The sequence below is a fragment of the Nonomuraea sp. NPDC050383 genome (assembly GCF_044459125.1).
Classification (GTDB): domain Bacteria; phylum Actinomycetota; class Actinomycetes; order Streptosporangiales; family Streptosporangiaceae; genus Nonomuraea.
Genome location: NZ_JBITIP010000014.1, coordinates 129,597 through 149,409, shown reverse-complemented (window position 1 = coordinate 149,409; position 19,813 = coordinate 129,597). Strand labels below are relative to the sequence as shown.

Below are 19,813 nucleotides of genomic sequence, written 5' to 3'. Positions count from 1 at the left end.
GAAACCAAGCCCCCGCGGACCGGCGGATCCCCGCTCAAGCCCAAGCAACGCTTACGCTGCGTTCCCCGCAGGCCGTCAATCCGGAGGGGCGCCGCATCCGTGACGCCGAACTCATCGCTGACGAAACAGGCTGGAACCTCTAGGCTCAGGCGGCGATGGATCTCGCACACTTCACTCCTGGCTCGGGCCGCCTGGCGCCCCGGGCGGCTCTGCGTTCCGACGCCCCCTCCCTCGACCTCAACGGCACGTGGCGCTTCCGCCTGTCGCCGACGGCCGCCGTGCCGGAGGACTTCGCCGACCCCGGCCACGACGACTCCGCGTGGGACGAGCTGCCCGTGCCGTCGCACTGGCCGCTGCACGGCCACGGCGCCCCTGCCTACACCAACGTCTCCTACCCGTTCCCGATCGACCCGCCCCACGTTCCGACCGAGAACCCCACCGGTGACTACCGGCGCGCCTTCGACCTGCCCGAGGGGTGGAGCGGCGGGCGGCTCCGGTTCGAGGGCGTCGAGTCGTACGCCCGGGTCTGGCTCAACGGCCACGAGCTGGGCTTCACCACCGGCAGCCGGCTGGCCGCCGAGTTCGACGCCGGCCCGTACCTGCGGCCGGGCCGCAACGTGCTGGCCGTCCGCGTCCACCAGTGGTCGGCCGCCAGCTACCTGGAGGACCAGGACATGTGGTGGCTTCCCGGCATCTTCCGGGACGTCACGCTCACCCGGTCCACCGCCGACGTGTTCGTCCGAGCCTCGTACGAGGACGGCCGGGGAACGCTGAGCTTCGACGGCCCCGGCCTGCTCAGCGTGCCCGAGCTGGGCGTCGACGGCCTGGAGCCCGGCACCCCGGTCACCCTGGACGTGGAGCCGTGGACCGCCGAGACGCCGCGCCTCTACGACGCCGCCGTGGCCTGCCCCGGGGAGACCGTGCGGCTGCGCGTGGGATTCCGGACGATCTCCATCGAGGACGGCGTCCTGCTCGCGAACGGCCGGCCGCTGCTGCTCAAGGGCGTGAACCGGCACGAGTTCCACCCCGAGCACGGGCGCGCCGTGCCGTACGAGACCATGCGGCAGGACGTCCTGCTGATGAAGCGGCACAACGTCAACGCCGTGCGCACCAGCCACTACCCGCCGCACCCCGACTTCCTCGACCTGTGCGACGAGCTGGGCCTGTGGGTCGTGGACGAGTGCGACCTGGAGACCCACGGCTTCGGCCAGGTCGGCTGGCGCGCCAACCCCACCGACGACCCGCGCTGGGCCGAGGCGTACCTCGACCGCATGCGCCGCACGGTCGAGCGCGACAAGAACCACCCGAGCGTCATCATGTGGTCGCTCGGCAACGAGGCGGGCGTCGGCCGCAACCTCGCCGTCATGGCCGACTGGACGCGCGAGCGCGACCCGTCCCGGCCGATCCACTACGAGGGTGACTGGTCGTGCGCGAACGCCGACGTGTACTCCCGGATGTACGCGGGCCACGCCGAGGTCGAGGCCATCGGGCGCGGCACCGAGGATCCGCTGCCCGACCCCGAGCTCGACGCGCGGCGGCGGCGCATGCCGTTCATGCAGTGCGAGTACGCCCACGCCATGGGGCTCGGGCCCGGCGGCCTGGCCGAGTACCAGGAGCTGTTCGAGCGGTACCCGCGGCTGGCCGGCGGGTTCGTCTGGGAGTGGATCGACCACGGGCTCGCCCACCCGGAGCTGGAGTACGCCTACGGCGGCGACTACGGCGAGCCGGTCCACGACGGCAACTTCGTCATCGACGGGCTGGTCTTCCCCGACCGCACGCCGTCGCCCGGGCTGCTGGACCTCAAGAAGGTCTTCGAGCCGGTCCGCTTCGCGTTCGGCGACGGGATCGTCCGGGTGAGCGGTGGGTACGGCTTCCGCGACCTGTCGCACCTGGACTTCCACGCCACGGTGGAGGCGGACGGTGAGCCGCTGACGCGGTTCACGCTCGACGTCCCCGCCGGGGGCGGCGAGGTCAAGCTGCCCGACCTGCCGGAGGGGGAAGGGGAGCGGTGGCTGACCGTGCGCGCCGTGCTGGCCGCCGACGAGCCGTGGGCCGAGGCCGGGCACGAGGTCGCGTGGGGGCAGACCCGCCTGGCCCCTGCCGGGAACGGCGCCGAGGTCCCGGCACCTCGGTCGGGCGCGAGCGTCTCCCCGGTCACGGCCGCCGGGGAGATCGCCGTCGGAGGAGGGCGGTTCGACGCCGGCAGCGGGCGGCTCGTCCGGCTGTTCGGGCTGGACGTCGACGGGCCCCGCCTGGAGCTGTGGCGGGCGCCCACCGACAACGACCGGTACGGCGGCCTCGCCGCGGCGTGGCGGGAGAGCGGCCTGCACCGGCTCACCCACCGCGTGGACGAGGTGGCTGTGCCGGAGCAGGATGGGCTCGTCGTACGCACCCGGGTGGCGCCCGCCGCCACCGACGCCGGCATGCGCGTCACCTACCGGTGGGCCGCCGCGGGCGACGGCCTCACGCTCACCGTCGAGGTCGAACCCGAAGCCGAGTGGCCCGGCCCGATCCCGAGGCTCGGCGTCGTCATGGCGCTCCCCGGCGACCTCGGGGACGTCACCTGGTTCGGTCGGGGTCCGGGCGAGGCGTACCCCGACACCGGGATGGCGGCCAGGGTCGGCCGCTGGTCCGCCACCGTCGAGGAGCTGCAGACCCCGTACGTCCGCCCCCAGGAGAACGGTCACCGGGCGGAGGTCCGCTGGGCCACGCTGACCGGCTCCGGCGGTCGCGGCGTGCGGGTGGCGGGAGATCCCGTGTTCGGGCTCACGGCCCGGCGGTGGAGCACGGCCGACCTCGAACGCGCCCGCCACCGGCCCGACCTCGTGCCGGGCGACCGGGTCCACGTCAACCTGGACCTCGCCCAGCACGGCATCGGCACGGCGAGCTGCGGCCCCGGCACGCTGCCCGCCTACGAGCTGCGCCCGGAGCCGGCCGCCTTGCGGCTGCGCTTCGACCCGGCCTGAGCCGCGCACGACCCCGGCCCCGGCGGGCTCCCGCCCGCCCGGGGTCCGGGCAGCCCGGAGCGCCGGATCAGGGGCGGCCGGATCAGGGGCGCTTGGTGCGGAACTTGTCGAGGAACCGCCGCGCCTTGTCCTGGTTGCGCGGATCGTTCGCCATCCGCTTGGCCTTCTCGATCGTCTGCTGTCCCTGAGGGCTGCGCAGGTACGCGCGCAGCTTGTCCATGAGCGTCGCCATGCGCCTCCCCTACCCACGACGAACGCCCGGAAGCGACCGCGTCCCCGCTTCCGGGCGTTCCCTGTGCCGGGCCGGTGCCTCAGTCGGGGACGGCGAGGACCGTGCCCGCGCCGACGGTCAGGCCGCCCTCACGGATCGCGAAGCCGAGCCCCGGCTCGACCGCGACGGCCTTGCCCAGCTCGACCCGCGCCTCCACGCTCTGGCCGGGCTCGGCCGGCCCGTCCAGCGCCAGCTCGCCGGGCACGTCCGTGGTCCGCAGGTAGAACTGCGGCCGGTACCCCGGCGCGACCGGCCGCCGCCGGCCCCCCTCCTCGGCCGTGAGGAGGTAGAGCCGGGCCGTGAACGACCGGTGCGCCCGCTGGCTGCCGGGCGCGGCCAGGACCATGCCGCGCCGCACCTGCTCGCGGCGGACCCCGCGCAGCAGGACGGCGGCGTTGTCCCCGGCCTCGCCCCGCTCCATCGTCCGGCCGAACGTCTCCACCCCGGTCACCACCGCGGTGAGGCCGTCGCCGAGACCGACCACCTCCACCGTGTCGCCCACGGTGACGGTGCCCCGCTCGATGGCGCCGGTGACGACCGTGCCCCGCCCGGTGACCGTGAGCACGTTCTCGACCGGCATGAGGAACGGCGCGTCCACGTAGCGGACCGGCACGGGCACGTGCTCGTCCACGGCCCGCAGCAGCGCCTCGATGGACGCCGTCCACTCGGGGGCGCCCTCAAGCGCCCGCAGCCCGGACACCCGCACCATCGGGACGTCCCGGTAGCCGTGGCCCTCCAGGAGCTCCTGCAGCTCCAGCTCGACGAGCTCGGTCAGCTCCGGGTCGGCCCCGTCGGCCTTGTTGACGGCGACGACGAGGTGCTCGACGCCGACGCGCCGGGCGAGCAGCACGTGCTCCCGCGTCTGCGGCATGATGCCGTCCTGCGCCGACACGACGAGGATGGCGCCGTCGAGCTGCGCCGCACCCGTGATCATGTTCTTCACGTAGTCGGCGTGGCCCGGCATGTCGACGTGGGCGTAGTGCCGGTTGGCGGTCTCGTACTCGACGTGCGAGATGTTGATCGTGATGCCCCTGGAGTGCTCCTCCGGGGTGCGGTCGATTCGCTCGAACGGCGTGTACGTGGCCTGCCCGCGCTCGGCCAGCACCTTCGTGATGGCGGCGGTCAGCGTGGTCTTGCCGTGGTCGACGTGTCCCATCGTGCCGATGTTGAGGTGCGGCTTGTTCCGCACGTAGGCCTGCTTGGCCATGATGCCTTCCTTGGAGCCTGGAGTCCCGGTGGTGACCCGTGGGGCCGTCGACCTCCCCCCGCCGGGTCACTCGGACGCACGGGAAGAGGTCAGCGCTCCAGGCCGTCGCGGACACGCCGCGAAGCGCCCGCGGTGGCGGGCGTCGCGAAGGTGGCGTGCCGGAACATGATGACCATGGTGCCGAGCCTCAGCGCCGCCCGGCAACGGATTATTCCGGGGCCTCCGGGCGGCCTACAGCGGGATCCACTCCGTGGACGTGGTGACCTCGTCGAGGATCGACGGGATCGGGTCCACGCCGAGCCCGGGGCCGGTGGGCACGTCCAGGTGGCCGTCGCTCAGCTCGAACGGCTCGGTGACGTCCGTGGCGTAGTACCGGCGCGAGGCCGACGTGTCGCCCGGCAGCGTGAAGCCGGGCAGCGCCGCCAGCGCCACGTTCGCGGCCCGGCCGATGCCGGTCTCCAGCATGCCGCCGCACCACACCGCGACGCCGTGCGCCCGGCACAGGTCGTGGACGCGCCGGGCCTCCAGGTAGCCGCCCAGCCGGCCCGGCTTGATGTTCACGATCGAGCAGGCGCCCAGCTCGATCGCGGCGGCGGCGTGCTCGGCCGACTCGATCGACTCGTCCAGGCAGATCGGCGTGCGCAGCCGCCGCGCCAGGCGGGCGTGCTGCACGAGGTCGTCGTTGGCCAGCGGCTGCTCGATCAGCAGCAGGTCGAACGCGTCGAGCTGGGCCAGGCGGGGGGCGTCCACCAGTGTGTACGCGGCGTTCGCGTCGACCTGGAGCAGCAGGTCGTCGCCGAAGCGCTCGCGCACCGCCCGGACCGGCTCCACGTCCCAGCCGGGCTCGATCTTCAGCTTGATCCGCGCGTACCCCTCGCCGAGGTAGCCCTCGACGGCGTCCAGCAGGCGCGGGACGGAGTCCATGATGCCGACCGACACGCCGCAGGGCACCCGGTCGCGGGCCGCGCCGAGGAAGCGGCCGAACGACTCGCCGGAGGCGCGCAGCTGCGCGTCCAGCACGGCCGTCTCCAGGGCGGCCTTGGCCATGCGGTGCCCCTTGACCGGCTCCAGGGCGCGGCCCACGGCGTGGACGTCCAGCGACGGCGGCAGGGCGGGCAGCAGGAAGCGGCGGATCACCTCGGCCGCGCCGTCCACGTACTCGGAGGAGTAGAGCGGCTCCGACATCGCCACGCACTCGCCCCACCCCTCGGCGTCCGGCGTGACGACCCTGACCAGCAGCACGTCACGGGCCGTCTCGGTGCCGAACGACGTGCGGAACGGCGCCACCAGCGGCATCGCGATCCGCCGCAGCTCAACTCCTGTGATCTTCACACTGACTCCCTGCGCGATGGTCGGAGCGCCCGCCGGACGGGGCGCTCTGTCCTACGGTAGGCGTTGCGCTTCGGGAGGCGTGGGCAGGCTAGCGGGCATGGGCGGGTTCGCCCGCGCAGGGGGCGATGCGGACCCGGCACGGCGCCTCCTGGCTGAGCCGGACCGACTCCAGCAGGACCGTCACCACGGGCGTCGGATAGCGGCCCGAGCGGAAGCGGGCGGCCAGGCAGGCCAGCACCGCGTCCGCCTTCACCTCGCCGTCCAGCGCCGCGCCGCCGTCGCGGCGGATCTCCATCACGCACGGCGCCCGCTGCGCGGCCAGGGCGAGGCCCGCGACCGTGGCGCCGGCCAGCGCCCCCACGTCCTCGGCCGTCCAGCCGTAGTGCCACATGCCGGCCGCCACCACGACCGCGGCCGGGTCGCCCGGCTCGGTGACCACCACGTCCACGCCCTCGCACAGCGCCCGCGCGATGGCCTCCGGCCCGCGGGCCACCCGGCTGCCGGTCCGCAGCCCCGGCAGGCGCGGGACGACGCCGCCCGCCTCGAAGATCAGCTTGACGCCGGTGCGAAGCCGGCCCGGCCGGCCGTCGCGCCACCCGCAGATGACCATGTCCGCCGAGCCGTGCACGCCCGAGACGCCGATCCGCAGCATGACCTGATCATTACCCTGTGCGATCGATGATTACACTCCGTGAGACGGTCGTGGATCTCCCTTGACCTGCGGATTTGATGTCCGATATGGCGTTGGGCACCCGCTTCGTCGCGGAGAGTGTGTGAAATGTCCTGTCTGGGGTAGCGCGATTGCGTTGGATCCTCGAAGGAGGAAACCCGTGAACATCAACATCGGCCAAGGCCTGACGGACGTCTTCCGGCAGATCGCCACGTTCGTACCGAGGCTGGTCGCCTTCATCGTCATACTCGTCATCGGCTGGCTGATCGCCAAGCTGCTGGCGAAGGTCGCCGACAAGATCCTGGAGCGGGTGGGCTTCGACCGCGCGGTGGAGCGCAGCGGCATGGGGCGAGTGATGGAGCGCAGCCGCTACGACGCCAGCACTCTGGTCGGGAAGATCATCTACTACGCGATCATCCTGGTCACCCTGCAGATCGCCTTCAGCGTGTTCGGGCCCAATCCGATCTCCGCGCTGCTGACCGGGGTGGTGGCCTGGCTGCCCAAGGCGATCGTGGCGATCATCATCGTGGTGGTCGCCGGCGCCATCGCCGCCGCCGTCCGAGATCTCGTGAACGGCATGCTGGGCGGACTCTCGTACGGGCGGTGGATCGCGACGGCCGCCTCCGTGTTCATCTGGGCGCTGGGCATCATCGCCGCCCTGAACCAGATCGGCGTTGCCACCACGGTCACCACACCGGTGCTGATCACCGTGCTCGCGACCGTGGGCGCCATCATCGCGATCGGGATCGGCGGCGGCATGGTGCGGCCGATGCAGCAGCGGTGGGATCGCTGGCTCGACCGCATGGAGAGCCAGGCGCCGCAGGCCCGGGCGCAGGCCGAGGCGTACCAGCGGGGGCGCCAGGACGCCCAGCAGATGGCTCCCGGGCGAGAGGCCGCGAGGACGCCGGAGACCGCCGGCGCACCGGCGCGCTCGGAGCAGGCGGGCGAGATGGGCGCGCGTCCTTCCGCCCAGCCCATGCCGCCCGGTCAGCCCATGGAGCCGGGCCGGCCGGCGGAGCCGGGCCAGACCGGTCAGACCGGGATGGGGCCGGGTCAGGCCGGACGGAGCGGCATGGAGCCCGGCGCCGCGGACCGTCCCGGCACGATGGGCCGGCCCGCCGAGCCGGGACGGCCGAGTGAGGACCGTCCGTGGACGGAGGGGGGCCCGAGGGGCGGCATGGGGCCCGACCCCGGCCGCGACGCCTGATCGCCGGCTCTGGAGGCCCGGACGCGTGCACCCGTGACGCGCCCGGGCCCCTGCCTGCCGGCTCCGGGCCACGGCGGGAGCGCCGCAGGGGGAGGGGCGGGCCGGACCGCGCCGGGGGAGGCGCGAACGCGCCGGGTGAGGCGGGCGAGGGTCGCCGGGAAGGTCAGGCGGGGGACTCGTCGGCCAGCAGGTCCAGCTCGCGGGCGAGCCAGCAGATGGCGGTCAGCCGCAGGGCGACCGCGTCCAGCTCCTCGCGGACGGTCCAGCCCCGGTTCCGCAGCTCGTCGGCGAAGCCCAGGAGGTAGTCGCCGAGCGTCTCCCGGTCGAGCTCGATCGTGTCCCGGAGCGCCGCCGCGTGCTGGTCCACCGCGGCCACGAGGCCGGGCTCGCCCGTCATCCGTTGCAGCTGGGCGTGCCCCAGGGTGTCCATCAGCCACCGCAGAGGGGAAGTCGCCCATCCCTTCTCAAACAACACGCAAACAACCTTAAGGAGGATTTATCCGGCATGGTTGCATAAAAAGGTACAGGGTGGGTTAACGGGCCGCCTCAGCGGTCCAGCACCCACAGGGTCACCGGGACCATGCCCGGATGCAGCGGCGACGCCCCGCCAGGCCCGCACACCACCACGTCCGCCACCCGTGCCCCGAACAGCTCCGGCACGTAGATCGCCGGCTCCACGCACAGCGTCATCCCGGCCTCCAGCGGCGTGTCGTCGCCCGCCCGCAGCCACGGCCCCTCCCGGTGGCCCCGGCCGACCCCCCTCCCGGCCTGCGGGGCGGCGAACCGGCCGTAGCCGCTGCCGTCGATCACCTCGCGCACCGCGGCCGCCACTTGCGAGGCCGGGACGCCGGGCCGTACCGACCGCTGCGCGGCGGCGTGCGCGGCGAGCACCACCGAGTGCATCGCCTCGAAGTCCTCCGGCGGCTCGGCGACGGCGAAGACCCGCGCCACCTCGGCGCAGTGCCCCTCCCACCGCCCGCACAGCGACACCAGCAGCGCGTCGCCCGGATTGATCACCCGCTCGCCGGGCCGGTGCGCCGGCCGGGCGGTGTGCTCGCCCGCCGCGACGCGCACCGAGAGGATCTCCTCGCACCCGGACTCCAGCAGCAGCGCCGCCAGCCGACGCGCCATCGCCCGCTCCGTCGCCCCGAACCAGGCCAGCTCCCGCACCCCCGCCAGCACCGCATCGGCCGCCAGGGCCGCCCGCGCCACCGCGCCGACCTCGTCCGGCTCCTTGCGCAGCCGCAGCGGCGCCAGCACGGCCGTCGCCGGCACCAGCTCCGCCTCCAGCGACAGCCCGAACAGCTCACGGACCCGCATCTCCGGGTCCACCCCCACCCGCCGCGCCCCGGCCGGGACGATCAGGCCCGGGTCGTCCGTCTCCTCACACGCCGCGGGCGTGACCACGAGGAAGCCCTGGCCCGTACCCCCCAGGAACCGGAAGTCCGGCGACGGGCGCAGCACCAGCGCGTCCACGCCCGCCTCCGCCATGGCGGCGCGCACGGCCCCCAGCCGACCGCCGCCGACCCCGGTCCCGTCCCCGGCCGGGCCCCCGGTCCGGCCGCCGGTCACGCGGGCTCGTGCAGCCAGCAGGCCACCGGCCCTGGCTCGGGCTCCTTCTCCCGGCACACGTCCATCGCGAACGGGCAGCGCGGGTGGAACCGGCAGCCCGACGGCGGCGCCGCCGGGTCCGGCACGTCGCCGGGCAGCTCCTCCGGCAGCACCCCCATCCCGTCCGGCTTGGGGATCGCCCGCAGCAGGGCCTGCGTGTACGGGTGGCGGGGGTTGTCCCACACCTCGGCCGTGTCGCCGACCTCGACGATCCGGCCCAGGTACATGACGGCGATCCGGTCGGCGATCAGCCGCACCACCGACAGGTCGTGGCTGATGAACAGCAGCCCCGCGCCCGAGTCCACCGCCAGGTCCCGCATCAGGGTGGCCACCTGCGCCTGGGCGGAGGCGTCCAGCGCGGAGATCGGCTCGTCGCCGATCAGCATCCGCGGCCGGGCCGCCAGCGCCCGCGCGATCGCGATGCGCTGCCGCTGGCCGCCCGAGAACTCGTGCGGATGCCGCCCGGCGAACTCCCGCGGCAGCCCCACCCGTTCCAGCAGGTCGGCCGGGTCGGTCCCGTGGTCGCGCGCCGTGCGCAGGCCGTCGGCGATCTGGTCGCCGACGCGCCGCCGCGGGTTCAGCGACGCGTACGGGTCCTGGAACACCATCTGGACGCCCGTCAGCGTACGGCGGCGCAGCCCGAGCGGCGTGACCGGCTGCCCCTCGAACGTGATGGACCCCTCGGTGACCGGGTTCAGCCCGCAGACCGCGCGGGCCAGCGTCGACTTGCCGCATCCCGACTCGCCGACCAGCCCGACGACCTCGCCGGGCCGCACGGTCAGGCTCGCCCCCGCCACGGCCCGGACCACCGGCCGGCCGGGGGAGCGATGCTCGACCACCAGGTCCGTGATCTCCAGCGTCATGCGATCTCCAGCGTCATGCGGTCTCCCCGGGGAGCGAGTCCAGCAGCGATCGGGTGTACGCGTGCGACGGCTCCCGCAGGACCTGGCCGCGCGGCCCGGTCTCGACGACGAGCCCGTCCTTCATCACGCTGACCTCGTCGGCGATCGCCGACATGACACCCAGGTCGTGGGTGACCAGCAGCACCGCCAGCCCCAGCTCGTCGCACAGGCCGCGCAGCAGCCGCAGCACGCCGGCCTGCACGGTCACGTCGAGCGCGGTCGTCGGCTCGTCGGCGATGAGCACCCGGGGCGAGCAGGCCAGCGCGATGGCGATCGCGATGCGCTGCCGCATGCCGCCCGAGAACTGGTGCGGGAAACGCCCGTACGCCTCCTCGGCGCCCGGGATGCGGACCTTGCCGAGCAGCTCCACCGCCCTGGCCCGCGCCTCCTTCCTGCCGAGCTGGAGGTGGTGGCGCATGTGCTCGGTGAGCTGCCTGCCCACCGACAGCATCGGGTGCAGGCTCGTGGCCGGGTCCTGGAAGACCATCGCCACCTCGCCGCCGCGCACCTTGTTGAGCTCGCGCGGCGGCAGCGTCAGCAGGTCACGGTCGCCGAGCGCGATGCGCCCGGTGGCCCGCGCGCCGTGCGGCAGCAGCCCCAGCACCGCCAGGCCGGTCATGGTCTTGCCGGACCCGCTCTCCCCGGCCAGGCCGTGCACCCGGCCCTCCTGGAGCGACAGGTCCACGCCGCGCAGGATCTCCCTGCCGCCGATGGTGACCTTCAGGTCCGTGATGTCCAGCGTCGTCCCGCCGGCTTTGTCGGGGGTCACAGCGCACGCTCCTTGATGGCACGGGCCGTACGCGGGTCGAGGGCGTCGCGCAGGGTGTCGCCGAGGAAGTTGAACGCGAGCACCACCGTCAGGATCGCCAGGCCCGGGAACGTCGCGACCCACCAGCTGTCGAACACCTCGACCCCGCCCGCCACCATGGCGCCCCACTCGGGCGACGGCGGCTTGGCGCCCAGGCCGAGGAACGACAGGCCCGACAGCAGCAGCAGCGCGGTGCCGATGTCCAGCGTCGCCAGCACCAGGACCGGGCCGGTGACGTTCGGCAGCACGTCCACGCGCAGCGAGCGCCAGGCGGAGAAGCCCAGCAGCCGCCCGCTCAGCACGAACTCCCGCTCCCGCACCCCGAGCACCAGGCCGCGGGTGACGCGGGCGTAGGCGGGCCAGGCGACGACCAGCACGGCCAGCACCGCGTTGACCAGGCTCGCGCCCAGCGCCGCGGCCACCACCATGGCCAGGATGACCGTCGGGAAGGCGAACACCAGGTCCGCCACCCGCATGATCGTCTCGTCGGCCCACCGGCCGAAGTAGCCGGCGCAGGCGCCGAGCAGGCCGCCGATCAGCACCGACAGCGTCACCAGGAGGAGCGTCAGCGGGATCGACACCCGCGCGCCGTACATGACGCGGCTGAGGATGTCGCGGCCGAGCTGGTCGGTGCCGAACCAGTGCCCGGGGCCGGGCGGGGCCAGGCGCGGCAGCTCCTGCGCGAGCGGGTCGTGCGGCGCCAGGACCGGCGCCGCGAGCGCGACAACCAGCCAGACCACCGCGACCAGGGCGCCCACGACGGCCAGCGGCTGCCGCCACGCCTCGGGCAGCCGCCCGAGCAGGCCCCTGCGGGCCAGGGGATCGCGTTTCACTGGAGCCTCACACGCGGGTCGATGACGCCGTACAGCACGTCCACGATCAGGTTGATGACGAGGTAGACCACGCCCACGACCAGGCCGACGCCCATGACGGCGGGCAGGTCGAGGGTGGTGGCGCTCTTGTAGGCGTACTGTCCGACGCCCGGCCAGGCGAAGATCGCCTCGACCAGCACGGTGCCGGACAGCAGGCTGCCGAACGCCAGGCCCGCCACCGTGATGATCGGCACCAGCGCCGAGCGCAGCACGTAGCGGAACAGGATCACCCGGCCGGGCAGCCCCTTGGCGCGGGCCGCCCGCACGTAGTCCTGCCCGAGCACCTCCAGCACCGCCGAGCGGGTGAACCGGGTCAGCAGGCCGATCGTGTAGAGCGCCAGCACGAGCGCCGGGGTGATCAGGTGGCCGACGGCCGAGGTGAACACGTCCCACCGGCCGGCGATCAGCGCGTCCACCGTCTGCAGCCCGGTGACCCCGGGGGCCTCGCCGATCGCCGGGTCCACCCGGCCGCTGCCCGGCGTGATCTGCAGCCGGTAGAAGAACACGTAGAACGCCACCAGCGCCAGCCAGAACGTCGGCACCGAGATGCCGACCAGGCTCAGCACCCGCAGGACATGGTCCGGCAGCCGGTCGCGGCGCAGCGCGGCGACCACGCCGAACGCCACGCCGAGCACCAGCGAGACGACGATCGCCGCCCCCGCCAGCTCCAGCGTCGCCGGGACGAACTGCGCCAGGTCCTCGGCGACCGGCCGGTGGCTCTGCTGGCTGACGCCGAAGTCGCCCTGGACCAGACCACCGAGGTGCATCACGTACTGCTCCCACAGCGGCTTGTCCAGGCCGTGCTCGGCGCGCCACTGCGCCACGATGGCCGGGTCGCCGAGCGCCCGCTGGCCGAGGTTGGCGGCCACCGGGTCGCCCGGCACCAGGTTCGTCAGCACGAACGTCACCAGCGTGATGCCCAGGGCCAGCAGCACGGCGGTCAGGATCCGCCGGACCAGGAAGCGGGCGAGCGGATGCCCGCCGCGCCCCCGCCGCACCCGGGGCGCGGCGTCCGCGGTCTCCTTGACGGACGTCATGGCTGACACGTCACGAGCCTCACTTACCGGTCAGGTCGGCGACGTCGACGGTCCACACCGGGTGGTACTCCAGGCCGGCGACGGACGCGGCCGTCACGATGTTCTGGCTCGGCTGGATCAGCGGGACGAACGGGCCCGTGGCGTTGAGCTGCGTCTGCATCTCGGCGTACGCCTGCTTGCGCGCGTCCTCGCCGACCGCCGCAGCGGCCTTGTCACCGGCCGTCGAGACCGTCCTGTCGGCCCCGGCCTTCCACCCGGCCCGCAGGCCGACCGTCTTGCCGGGCAGGAACGCCAGGTAGTCGCTCGGGTCGGGGTAGTCCGGGCCCCAGTACCACAGGCCCATCTCCTCCTTGCCGTTGCGGTAGTTGTCCAGGGCCGTGGTGACCGGCGCCGGCTGGAGGTCCACGGTGATGCCGACCTCCTTGAGGTTGGCCTGGATCCGCTCGGCCAGCGGCTGGAACGACAGTCCGTTCACGGTCAGCTCGCTCGGGTACTCCAGCTTGACCGTCGGGTTGCCCACCCCGCTGGCCGCCAGCGCCGCCTTGGCGCCCTCGACGTCCCGCTTGGCCGCCTGGTCGGCGCCGAGCGCGCCGAGCAGCTGCGACGGGATCACGCCCGGCGCCTGCGTGGCGCCCTCGCCGGCCAGCTCCAGCAGGCCCGCGTAGTCGACGCCCTTGCGCACCGCCTCGACGAACTTGGGGTTCGGCGTGGTCCGGCTCACCCCGGAGTCCTGGTTGACGAGCAGGAAGATGACGTTGGCCGAGGCGGTCTTCTTCACCTGGAGGTTCGCCGGCATGCCGGTCACCTGGTCGCCCGACAGGTTGAGCGCCACCTGGCTGTCGCCGCGCTGCACGTTGAGCTTCTGCGTGGCGGCCTCGACGTTGCGGATGACGACCTTGTCGTAGAACGGCTTGGGGCCGTAGTACTTGCCGTTCGCCTTGAGCACCACCTGGCTGCTCACGTTGAACGACTCGATCTCGTACGGGCCCGACCCCGCGGAGGAGCCGTTCAGGTACTGCTCCGCCTTGTCCTGGGCGTCGGCGGTGGCGCCGTGCGCCTTGGCGAGCTTGCTGTTGAGGATGCCGAGCGCCGGGTTCGGCAGGATGTACGGCAGCGCCGGGTTGGCCTGCTTGGAGGTGAGCGTGACGGTGGAGTCGTCGGTCTTGGCCACCTCGACGCCGTCGAGCAGGAACGAGGGGGTGCCCTTCAGGTCGCGCACCCGGGTCAGCGAGAAGACCACGTCGTCGGCCGTGACGGGCGAGCCGTCGGCGAACGTGGCGCCCTTCTTCAGCGTGAGCGTCAGGACCTTGCCGTCCGCGGACAGCTTGTAGGAGTCGGCCAGCGCCGGGACCGGCTTGGTCACGTCGGAGCCGTCGAAGGTGAGCAGCGTCTCGTACGCGGCCTTGCCGACGATCAGGCCGGTCGGCTCGTAGGTGCGCCCGGGGTCGGCGGTCTTGAGGTCGAACGACGTGTCGATGACCAGGGTCCTGCCGCCGCCGGCCTGCGCGGTGGGGCCGCCGCCGCTCTTACCGGAGCCGCCGCTGCCGCAGGCGGCGAGAGCGAGTGCACCGGCGAGCAGTACGGCCGCCGTCTGCGAGCGGGTCGCCATAGGGTCCTCCAGGTGGACGATCAGTTGGACGATCAGTCGAAAGGTGTCCAGGATTGTCTGGCAGAACGTCCAGGAGCCGTGTGGTCGCCAAGACGTATATAAATAGGCAAGGGGTAGCAATGAGTGATATTTCCAGGAATGGCGGCGGCGCTGGCGGCCCGTCTGGACGGATCGGCATCGGTCTCGAACTGGACTCCGTCCACATGAAGATCCTCGAGGTCCTGCGCGAGAACGGCAGGATCTCGGTGTCGGCGCTGGCCGAGCGGGTCGGCATCTCCCGCGCCAACGCCTACACGCGCTTCGAGGCGCTGCGCGCGGACGGCGCCATCAAGCGCTTCACCGCCGAGATCGACCACGTCCGCACCGGCCTGGGCATCACCGCCCTCATCTTCGTCACCGTGCGGCAGCAGATGTGGAAGCAGTTCCGGGCCGAGCTGGCCCGCATGCCCGAGGTCGAGTACTGCGCGATCACCACCGGGCAGCACGACGCGATGATCCAGGTGCGGGTGGCCGACGTGGCCGAGGTCCACACCATGGTGACGGACCGGCTGGCCAACATCCCGGCCGTCAAGGCGACCGAGACGGTGTTCATCCTGGACGAGGTGCTCAGGCGGCCGTACGTGCTGCCGAGCGACCGCGACGCGCGCACCGCGCGGCCCGCCCGCCGGGCCCCTCAGGAGGCTCCGGGGGACGTGCCGCTCGGCAAGATGCGCTTCGTCGGCGCGGCGGAGGGCCGGGCGGCCCTCCGCAAGGACACCTGACCGGCCCTCCCCGGACGTCGCGGGAGGGACCTGTCGGGAGGCGGACCGCTCAGGAGGCGGACGGCACCTCGGTGCACACGCTCACGTGCCGCGTGTCGTCCCCCTCGAACTGGAACTCCTCGACCAGGCGCAGGCGCCCGTCCTCCTCGCGCTCCACGCGGCTGACACTCTGCCCGGAGGCCCTGCCGCCGGCCTTGAGGGCGTGCACGTACGTGATGGTCACGACGTCGCCCTCGCGGCTGCCGACGAAGCGCCCCAGCGTGACGGTGTCGCCGTCGTAGTCGCCCCACACCACCCCGTCGGACTCCCGGTAGCGGAACGCGGTGGGCTGCTCGGGGTCCACCGCGCTGGCGGTCGAGCTCACCATGACGAACGAGCGGTCGTTAAGAAGGTTCTCCACCCGCCGCATGATCCTGGTCTTCTCCTGACAAGGAGAACGCGGCTGGACGAATGGCACAGTCAGAACGGCGTCGTGGTCGATCCGTCCAGCCGCCCGCCCCGGAGGGGTGCGGCGGGCGTCGATCCGGCCGCCGGACGGCCCGCCGCCTCCCGCGCCCTGCTTTCCGGTTATCACGACTTCACCTTTGAATGCGGACTGTGATAGTCAAGTGACATTCCGTATCCGGCAGGGCGACAGGAGATCGTTATGGTGGCGTACGCGCTCGCGATCGCGGCGGCGGTGGGCGTGGTGGCGCTCACCGCGCTCGCGTACAGGATGACCGGCCGCGGCGAGGACGACCGGCAGCCCGACGGGCCGTCGGCCGGCCACGCGGGCTCGATGCTGTCGGCGCTGTTCCTGCTGGTGTTCGCGATCGCCATCATCGTGCCCTGGACCACGGCCGACGCCGCCCGGCAGAACACCCAGGCCGAGAGCCAGGCCGCCGTCGACGCCTACTGGGCCGCCTCCGGCCTGCCCGGCACCGCGCCCGGCCTCGTCCGCGGCGCGCTGCGCGACTACGTCACGTTCGTGGTCGGCGACGAGTGGCCCGCCATGGAGCAGGGGCGCATGCACCCGGTCGGCACCGAGCGGCTCGACGCGCTGCGCGCCCGGGTCGCCGCCATCGTGACGGACGACGACGACGCCAAGGACGCCAGGGCCACCGTGCTCGACCACGTGGCCGACCTGGCCGCCGCCCGCTCCCAGCGCGCCGCCGACGCCGCCTCCACGCCGCCGCCCGGGCTGCTCTTCCTGACGATCCTCACGGGGATCGTGGTCATCGTCTTCCCGTTCCTGGCGGGTGCCCGGCCGCGCGGCGTCGCTCTCGCCCCGCTCGTGGCGATGGCGGCGCTGCTGGGCTTCGGGACATACCTGACGTGGGACATCGCGCACGTGTTCGCGGGGCCGCTGGCGGTGGGGCCGGACGCGTTCAAGGCGGCGCTGCAGGAGTTCGCGCGCATCGGCGGAGGCGTGTGACCGTGGGCGCCCGGCGCACGCCGCTCCTCCTGGCCGGCGTCCTGCTGGCCTTGTACGTGGGCGCCCCGGCCACGGCCGCCCCCCTGCCCGAGCCCGCCTCCGAGACGGCCGGCGCGCCTCTCGCCGCGGCCCCCGGACCGGGCACCGGCGTGCCGTCCACCGACCGGCCACCGGCCGGCACGGCGGCCGCCACCTCCGGATCGCCGGCCGGTGGCGACCACCTGACCGGCATGCCGGGGCACGCCCTGGCGCCGCTCTCCGCCCGCGCCCGCGAGGCGACCGGCGGCAACGACGGGGCCGGCGGCAACGAGCGGGTCGGCGGCACCGAGGGGAGGGGCCTGAGCGCGGCACGGTCATCGGGGGGCACCCGAGGATCTGCCGATCACGTGGCCGGAGCCCGCCGATCCGGGAGCGGAGGCCGGCCGGCCGCCGTGCGGGCGGACCTGCGCCTGGCGGCCGACCCTCTGGAGGACGAGCTGGACGACCCGGGCAGCGACCACGGAGGCGGCGTGCTGGACCTCCTGGGCGGCGACCACGGAGGCGGCGGGCTCGCCGTGTGCGCCGACCTGCCGGTGGCCGTCGTGCACATCGGCTCCTGCGGCCCGCCCCCGGGACCGGTCTGCGTGGACGTGCCGCCGGTGGTCAGCGTCGAGATCGGATCGTGCCGCCGGCCCCGGGCGGCGCCCGCTCCCACGGTCAGACCGACACCCACCCTCACGCCGCCACCGGCCCCGACCCGCACCCCCACGCCCCGGGCCACGCCGACCCGCCGGCCCACTCCCACCCGGACCCCGGTCCCGGTCCGTAGCTCACCGATACGCAGCTCGGCCCCGGTCCGCGCCCCGGCACGCCACACGGTACGAACCGAGGCACCGGTGCCTTCCCCCACCACGTCCCCGAAGCCGGAGCCGACGCCCACCCGGGCGGCGTTCCACCCATCCCGCAAGCAGGCCGCCCCGGCCCGCGAACGCCGCAGCCCGCTGGGCTCGGTGCTGATCATGGTGGTGGTGACCACCTTGATCGCCTCCACCACGGCAGTCGCCTTCGCCACGCGCTAGTGCCCCGGCTCGGCCGCCCTCCGCAGATAGGCGGCTCGACTGGGGTGGGAGGTTGCACGGGCACGCAGTTTCAAGGTCGTTTAGTTGTCCACGCTCCGTGCAGGCCAGGATCCGGTGGAGTTTCTGGCATGTCCTTGGGCCGTCACCGGACGAACGGCTTGACCTTCACGTATGGGTCAAACCCTACCGTCGTCGGCATGGACGAACCTTCGGAAAGCACAATGTTCTCCGGCACCTCCCGCACCGGACTGGAGGTCAGGCTTGTCGCACGCCCGGCAGGTCTGCCCGCTCCTGGCGACTTCGAGATCGCCGAGGTCGCCGTCCCTGATCCCGTGGTGGGTCAGGTAGTGGTCCGCAATCTGTTCATGTCGCTCGAGCCCGGCATGCTCATGTTGATCGCGGGGGTCTCTGGTCTGCCGATGCCCCGCTATGAGGTCGGCGAGGTGATGTACGGAGCCGCCATCGGTGAAGTGGTGGCCTCTGCCGACCCGTCGCTCGGCGCAGGCGACCTGGTGATGCATCGGTTCGGCTGGCGCGAGTACGCCGTGGCGCGGGCCGGGCTGTTTCGCCGCGTTGACCGCAACGCCTACTCGACTCCTTCTATCTACCTTGGCTCCGGGCTGGTCGCGTATGTCGGGCTCACGGATGCCGCGGAGCTACGGCCCGGCGACACCGTCTTCGTCTCCAGCGCGGCTGGAGCGACTGGAAACATGGCCGGTCAGATCGCCCGGCTCAAGGGGGCGTCCCGGGTGATCGGCAGCGCCGGATCACTCGAGAAGGTCGCCCGTCTGACCGGCAGACTCGGGTTCGACGCGGCCTTCGACTATCACGACGGCCCGATCGTGGACAGGCTGCGCGAGGCCGCCCCCGAAGGCATCGACGTCTACTTCGACAACGTGGGCGGCGAACAGTTGCAGGCCGCGATCGAGGTCATGAACCCGCATGGTCGCATCGCGCTGTGCGGAGCCCTCAACCAGCAGGGCAAGAGCCGTCCTGACGATGGGCGGGGCGACCTGCTCAGCGTGATCGGCAAGCGTCTCACCATGCGCGGTTTCACCATGAGCGATCATCCTGACCGTGCTCCGGAGTTCGACACGCAGTTCCGTACCTGGTTGAGCGAAGGCGCGATCGTCTACGACGAGACGGTGATCGACGGGCTCGCGAACGCGCCGCAGGCCCTCCTCGGTCTCGTGGAGGGCGCATACACCGGGAAGACGGTGGTCCGGCTCGGGACTTGACCTTGATGTGTACGTGAAGTCGTGCGGTTGGACTCGGAGGTGCCTGTGATGCTCATCGGTGAACTGGCCGCGGAGGCCGGGACCACGACTCGTGCCCTGCGCTACTACGAGGAGCAGGGCCTGCTGGAGTCCGGCCGTACGACCGCGGGGTATCGCGTGTACGAGCCCAGTGCAACCCTCCGCGTCCGCAACATTCGTGAGCTGCTGGCCTGCGGGTTCACCGTCGAAGATGTGAAGTCGTTCCTGGACTACCTCGACGCTGAGTTGCCCGAGGTGTTCTGCTACGCGCCGCCGTGCGCCGGCAGCAACGCCGTCGCCGCGCAGCGGGTGGCTGAGCTGGAGGAGCGCATCGCCACTCTCACTCGGCTGCGCGACAGCCTTGTCCACCGCATGCCCTGGCTGGCGGCGCCTGGCGACACCGCAGACGAGCGGGTCACCTAATTATGAGGTGCCGCGGACCTTCTGGCTGGGCGAGCGCACCATCCACGGCAAGACGGCCGGATCTGCTGCCTATACGAAGAACATCCGTGCCTGCCATCCCCGCTTGGCTTATCGAGCCGTTGTGGGTCCAGTTCTCCGCCCTGCTCCCCTCACGGCCCGAGTTCGACCCCGCGCACACACTCGGCGTGCACCGCCGCCGCATCAAGGATCGGATCGTGTTCGACAAGCTCATCCAGGTGCTCCGGTTCGGCTGCTCCTATCTGGCCATCGCCGACACCACCTGTTCGGCCACCACGATCCGCAACCGCCGCGACGAATGGATCAAGCTGGCGATCTTCGCGCGGTGACCGGCCGCTCGTAGCGAGCAGGGAAGGTCAGCCCGCTGTCCGCGGAGTAGCGCACCCGCGGG

General features: G+C 72.9%; 19 protein-coding genes and 1 pseudogene. 8 read left to right on the top strand and 12 right to left on the bottom strand.

Annotation, left to right across the window (positions count from 1 at the left end; all coding sequences use genetic code 11):
• The first annotated feature begins 155 nt into the window (after nucleotides 1-155).
• A complete protein-coding gene (locus ACIBG4_RS30475) occupies nucleotides 156-2,966 on the top strand; it encodes a glycoside hydrolase family 2 TIM barrel-domain containing protein (protein ID WP_397204739.1) in 2,811 nt (936 codons plus the stop codon).
• 82 nt (nucleotides 2,967-3,048) lie between these two features.
• Here the strand turns inward: ACIBG4_RS30475 and ACIBG4_RS30470 are convergent, their stop codons facing one another.
• The 4 genes from ACIBG4_RS30470 to ACIBG4_RS30455 form a co-directional block, all read right to left on the bottom strand.
• Nucleotides 3,049-3,198, bottom strand: a complete 150-nt coding sequence (locus ACIBG4_RS30470) for a hypothetical protein (RefSeq protein ID WP_355438879.1) — start codon at nucleotides 3,196-3,198, stop codon at nucleotides 3,049-3,051.
• 79 nt (nucleotides 3,199-3,277) lie between these two features.
• Nucleotides 3,278-4,444 carry an elongation factor Tu gene (gene tuf, locus ACIBG4_RS30465; protein WP_397204738.1) on the bottom strand — a complete coding sequence of 389 codons (1,167 nt, stop codon included), beginning with the start codon at nucleotides 4,442-4,444 and terminating at the stop codon, nucleotides 3,278-3,280.
• Between the two features lie 231 nt (nucleotides 4,445-4,675).
• Nucleotides 4,676-5,776 carry an o-succinylbenzoate synthase gene (gene menC / locus ACIBG4_RS30460; RefSeq protein ID WP_397204737.1) on the bottom strand — a complete coding sequence of 367 codons (1,101 nt, stop codon included), beginning with the start codon at nucleotides 5,774-5,776 and terminating at the stop codon, nucleotides 4,676-4,678.
• An 88-nt stretch (nucleotides 5,777-5,864) separates the two neighbouring features.
• Nucleotides 5,865-6,428 carry an acyclic terpene utilization AtuA family protein gene (locus ACIBG4_RS30455; RefSeq protein ID WP_397204736.1) on the bottom strand — a complete coding sequence of 188 codons (564 nt, stop codon included), beginning with the start codon at nucleotides 6,426-6,428 and terminating at the stop codon, nucleotides 5,865-5,867.
• A gap of 178 nt (nucleotides 6,429-6,606) precedes the next feature.
• Between ACIBG4_RS30455 and ACIBG4_RS30450 the strand changes: the two genes are divergently transcribed.
• On the top strand, nucleotides 6,607-7,653 hold the full coding sequence (locus ACIBG4_RS30450; RefSeq protein WP_397204735.1) for a hypothetical protein: 1,047 nt from the start codon (nucleotides 6,607-6,609) through the stop codon (nucleotides 7,651-7,653).
• A gap of 163 nt (nucleotides 7,654-7,816) precedes the next feature.
• Here ACIBG4_RS30450 and ACIBG4_RS30445 read toward each other — a convergent pair whose 3' ends face one another.
• The 7 genes from ACIBG4_RS30445 to ACIBG4_RS30415 all read right to left on the bottom strand — a co-directional run bounded on the left by ACIBG4_RS30445 (nucleotide 7,817) and on the right by ACIBG4_RS30415 (nucleotide 14,492).
• Nucleotides 7,817-8,128, bottom strand: a complete 312-nt coding sequence (locus ACIBG4_RS30445) for a DUF6401 family natural product biosynthesis protein (protein WP_397204734.1) — start codon at nucleotides 8,126-8,128, stop codon at nucleotides 7,817-7,819.
• A 71-nt stretch (nucleotides 8,129-8,199) separates the two neighbouring features.
• The gene (locus ACIBG4_RS30440) at nucleotides 8,200-9,225 is read right to left on the bottom strand and encodes a M24 family metallopeptidase (protein WP_397204733.1); all 1,026 of its coding nucleotides are present in this window, start codon (nucleotides 9,223-9,225) and stop codon (nucleotides 8,200-8,202) included.
• Nucleotides 9,222-10,127 (bottom strand): ABC transporter ATP-binding protein, encoded by a 906-nt coding sequence (locus ACIBG4_RS30435; RefSeq protein WP_397204732.1) that lies wholly within the window; start codon nucleotides 10,125-10,127, stop codon nucleotides 9,222-9,224. Before ACIBG4_RS30435 ends, ACIBG4_RS30440 begins: the two co-directional genes overlap by 4 nt.
• Nucleotides 10,128-10,140: 13 nt before the next feature.
• The gene (locus ACIBG4_RS30430) at nucleotides 10,141-10,935 is read right to left on the bottom strand and encodes an ABC transporter ATP-binding protein (RefSeq protein ID WP_355438865.1); all 795 of its coding nucleotides are present in this window, start codon (nucleotides 10,933-10,935) and stop codon (nucleotides 10,141-10,143) included.
• Nucleotides 10,932-11,807 (bottom strand): ABC transporter permease, encoded by an 876-nt coding sequence (locus ACIBG4_RS30425; protein ID WP_397204731.1) that lies wholly within the window; start codon nucleotides 11,805-11,807, stop codon nucleotides 10,932-10,934. The genes ACIBG4_RS30430 and ACIBG4_RS30425 overlap by 4 nt, the downstream gene beginning before the upstream one ends.
• Entirely contained in the window at nucleotides 11,804-12,883 is a 1,080-nt protein-coding gene (locus tag ACIBG4_RS30420) for an ABC transporter permease (RefSeq protein WP_397204730.1), read from the bottom strand. The genes ACIBG4_RS30425 and ACIBG4_RS30420 overlap by 4 nt, the downstream gene beginning before the upstream one ends.
• Nucleotides 12,884-12,902: 19 nt before the next feature.
• Nucleotides 12,903-14,492, bottom strand: coding sequence for an ABC transporter substrate-binding protein (locus ACIBG4_RS30415; RefSeq protein ID WP_310710075.1), 1,590 nt, complete (start codon nucleotides 14,490-14,492; stop codon nucleotides 12,903-12,905).
• Nucleotides 14,493-14,611: 119 nt separating this feature from the next.
• On the opposite strand from ACIBG4_RS30415, the gene ACIBG4_RS30410 reads away from it, so the two are divergent.
• Complete coding sequence (locus ACIBG4_RS30410; RefSeq protein WP_355438858.1) at nucleotides 14,612-15,253, top strand: Lrp/AsnC family transcriptional regulator; 642 nt, start codon at nucleotides 14,612-14,614, stop codon at nucleotides 15,251-15,253.
• Between the two features lie 49 nt (nucleotides 15,254-15,302).
• Here the strand turns inward: ACIBG4_RS30410 and ACIBG4_RS30405 are convergent, their stop codons facing one another.
• Complete coding sequence (locus tag ACIBG4_RS30405; protein WP_310710071.1) at nucleotides 15,303-15,653, bottom strand: hypothetical protein; 351 nt, start codon at nucleotides 15,651-15,653, stop codon at nucleotides 15,303-15,305.
• 246 nt (nucleotides 15,654-15,899) lie between these two features.
• On the opposite strand from ACIBG4_RS30405, the gene ACIBG4_RS30400 reads away from it, so the two are divergent.
• The 5 genes and pseudogenes from ACIBG4_RS30400 to ACIBG4_RS30380 all read left to right on the top strand — a co-directional run.
• The gene (locus ACIBG4_RS30400) at nucleotides 15,900-16,667 is read left to right on the top strand and encodes a DUF4239 domain-containing protein (RefSeq protein WP_310710069.1); all 768 of its coding nucleotides are present in this window, start codon (nucleotides 15,900-15,902) and stop codon (nucleotides 16,665-16,667) included.
• Nucleotides 16,664-17,725: a hypothetical protein gene (locus tag ACIBG4_RS30395; RefSeq protein ID WP_397204729.1), complete on the top strand. Its 1,062-nt coding sequence runs from the start codon at nucleotides 16,664-16,666 to the stop codon at nucleotides 17,723-17,725. The genes ACIBG4_RS30400 and ACIBG4_RS30395 overlap by 4 nt, the downstream gene beginning before the upstream one ends.
• Nucleotides 17,726-17,922: 197 nt before the next feature.
• On the top strand, nucleotides 17,923-18,963 hold the full coding sequence (locus ACIBG4_RS30390; protein WP_397204728.1) for an NADP-dependent oxidoreductase: 1,041 nt from the start codon (nucleotides 17,923-17,925) through the stop codon (nucleotides 18,961-18,963).
• Nucleotides 18,964-19,011: 48 nt separating this feature from the next.
• Nucleotides 19,012-19,404, top strand: coding sequence for a MerR family transcriptional regulator (locus tag ACIBG4_RS30385; protein WP_397204727.1), 393 nt, complete (start codon nucleotides 19,012-19,014; stop codon nucleotides 19,402-19,404).
• An 86-nt stretch (nucleotides 19,405-19,490) separates the two neighbouring features.
• Nucleotides 19,491-19,742: pseudogene (locus ACIBG4_RS30380) on the top strand (transposase); the annotation flags it as partial.
• Between the last annotated feature and the right edge of the window lie 71 nt (nucleotides 19,743-19,813).

Bases quoted from the DNA above. Each gene is read 5' to 3' on its own strand.
- ACIBG4_RS30475 (WP_397204739.1), top strand. From the start codon at position 156: ATGGATCTCGCACACTTCACTCCTGGCTCGGGCCGCCTGGCGCCCCGG.
- ACIBG4_RS30470 (WP_355438879.1), bottom strand. From the start codon at position 3,198: ATGGCGACGCTCATGGACAAGCTGCGCGCGTACCTGCGCAGCCCTCAG.
- tuf (WP_397204738.1), bottom strand. From the start codon at position 4,444: ATGGCCAAGCAGGCCTACGTGCGGAACAAGCCGCACCTCAACATCGGC.
- ACIBG4_RS30455 (WP_397204736.1), bottom strand. From the start codon at position 6,428: ATGCTGCGGATCGGCGTCTCGGGCGTGCACGGCTCGGCGGACATGGTC.
- ACIBG4_RS30435 (WP_397204732.1), bottom strand. From the start codon at position 10,127: ATGACGCTGGAGATCACGGACCTGGTGGTCGAGCATCGCTCCCCCGGC.
- ACIBG4_RS30420 (WP_397204730.1), bottom strand. From the start codon at position 12,883: ATGACGTCCGTCAAGGAGACCGCGGACGCCGCGCCCCGGGTGCGGCGG.
- ACIBG4_RS30415 (WP_310710075.1), bottom strand. From the start codon at position 14,492: ATGGCGACCCGCTCGCAGACGGCGGCCGTACTGCTCGCCGGTGCACTC.
- ACIBG4_RS30410 (WP_355438858.1), top strand. From the start codon at position 14,612: ATGAGTGATATTTCCAGGAATGGCGGCGGCGCTGGCGGCCCGTCTGGA.
- ACIBG4_RS30400 (WP_310710069.1), top strand. From the start codon at position 15,900: ATGGTGGCGTACGCGCTCGCGATCGCGGCGGCGGTGGGCGTGGTGGCG.
- ACIBG4_RS30390 (WP_397204728.1), top strand. From the start codon at position 17,923: ATGGACGAACCTTCGGAAAGCACAATGTTCTCCGGCACCTCCCGCACC.
- ACIBG4_RS30385 (WP_397204727.1), top strand. From the start codon at position 19,012: ATGCTCATCGGTGAACTGGCCGCGGAGGCCGGGACCACGACTCGTGCC.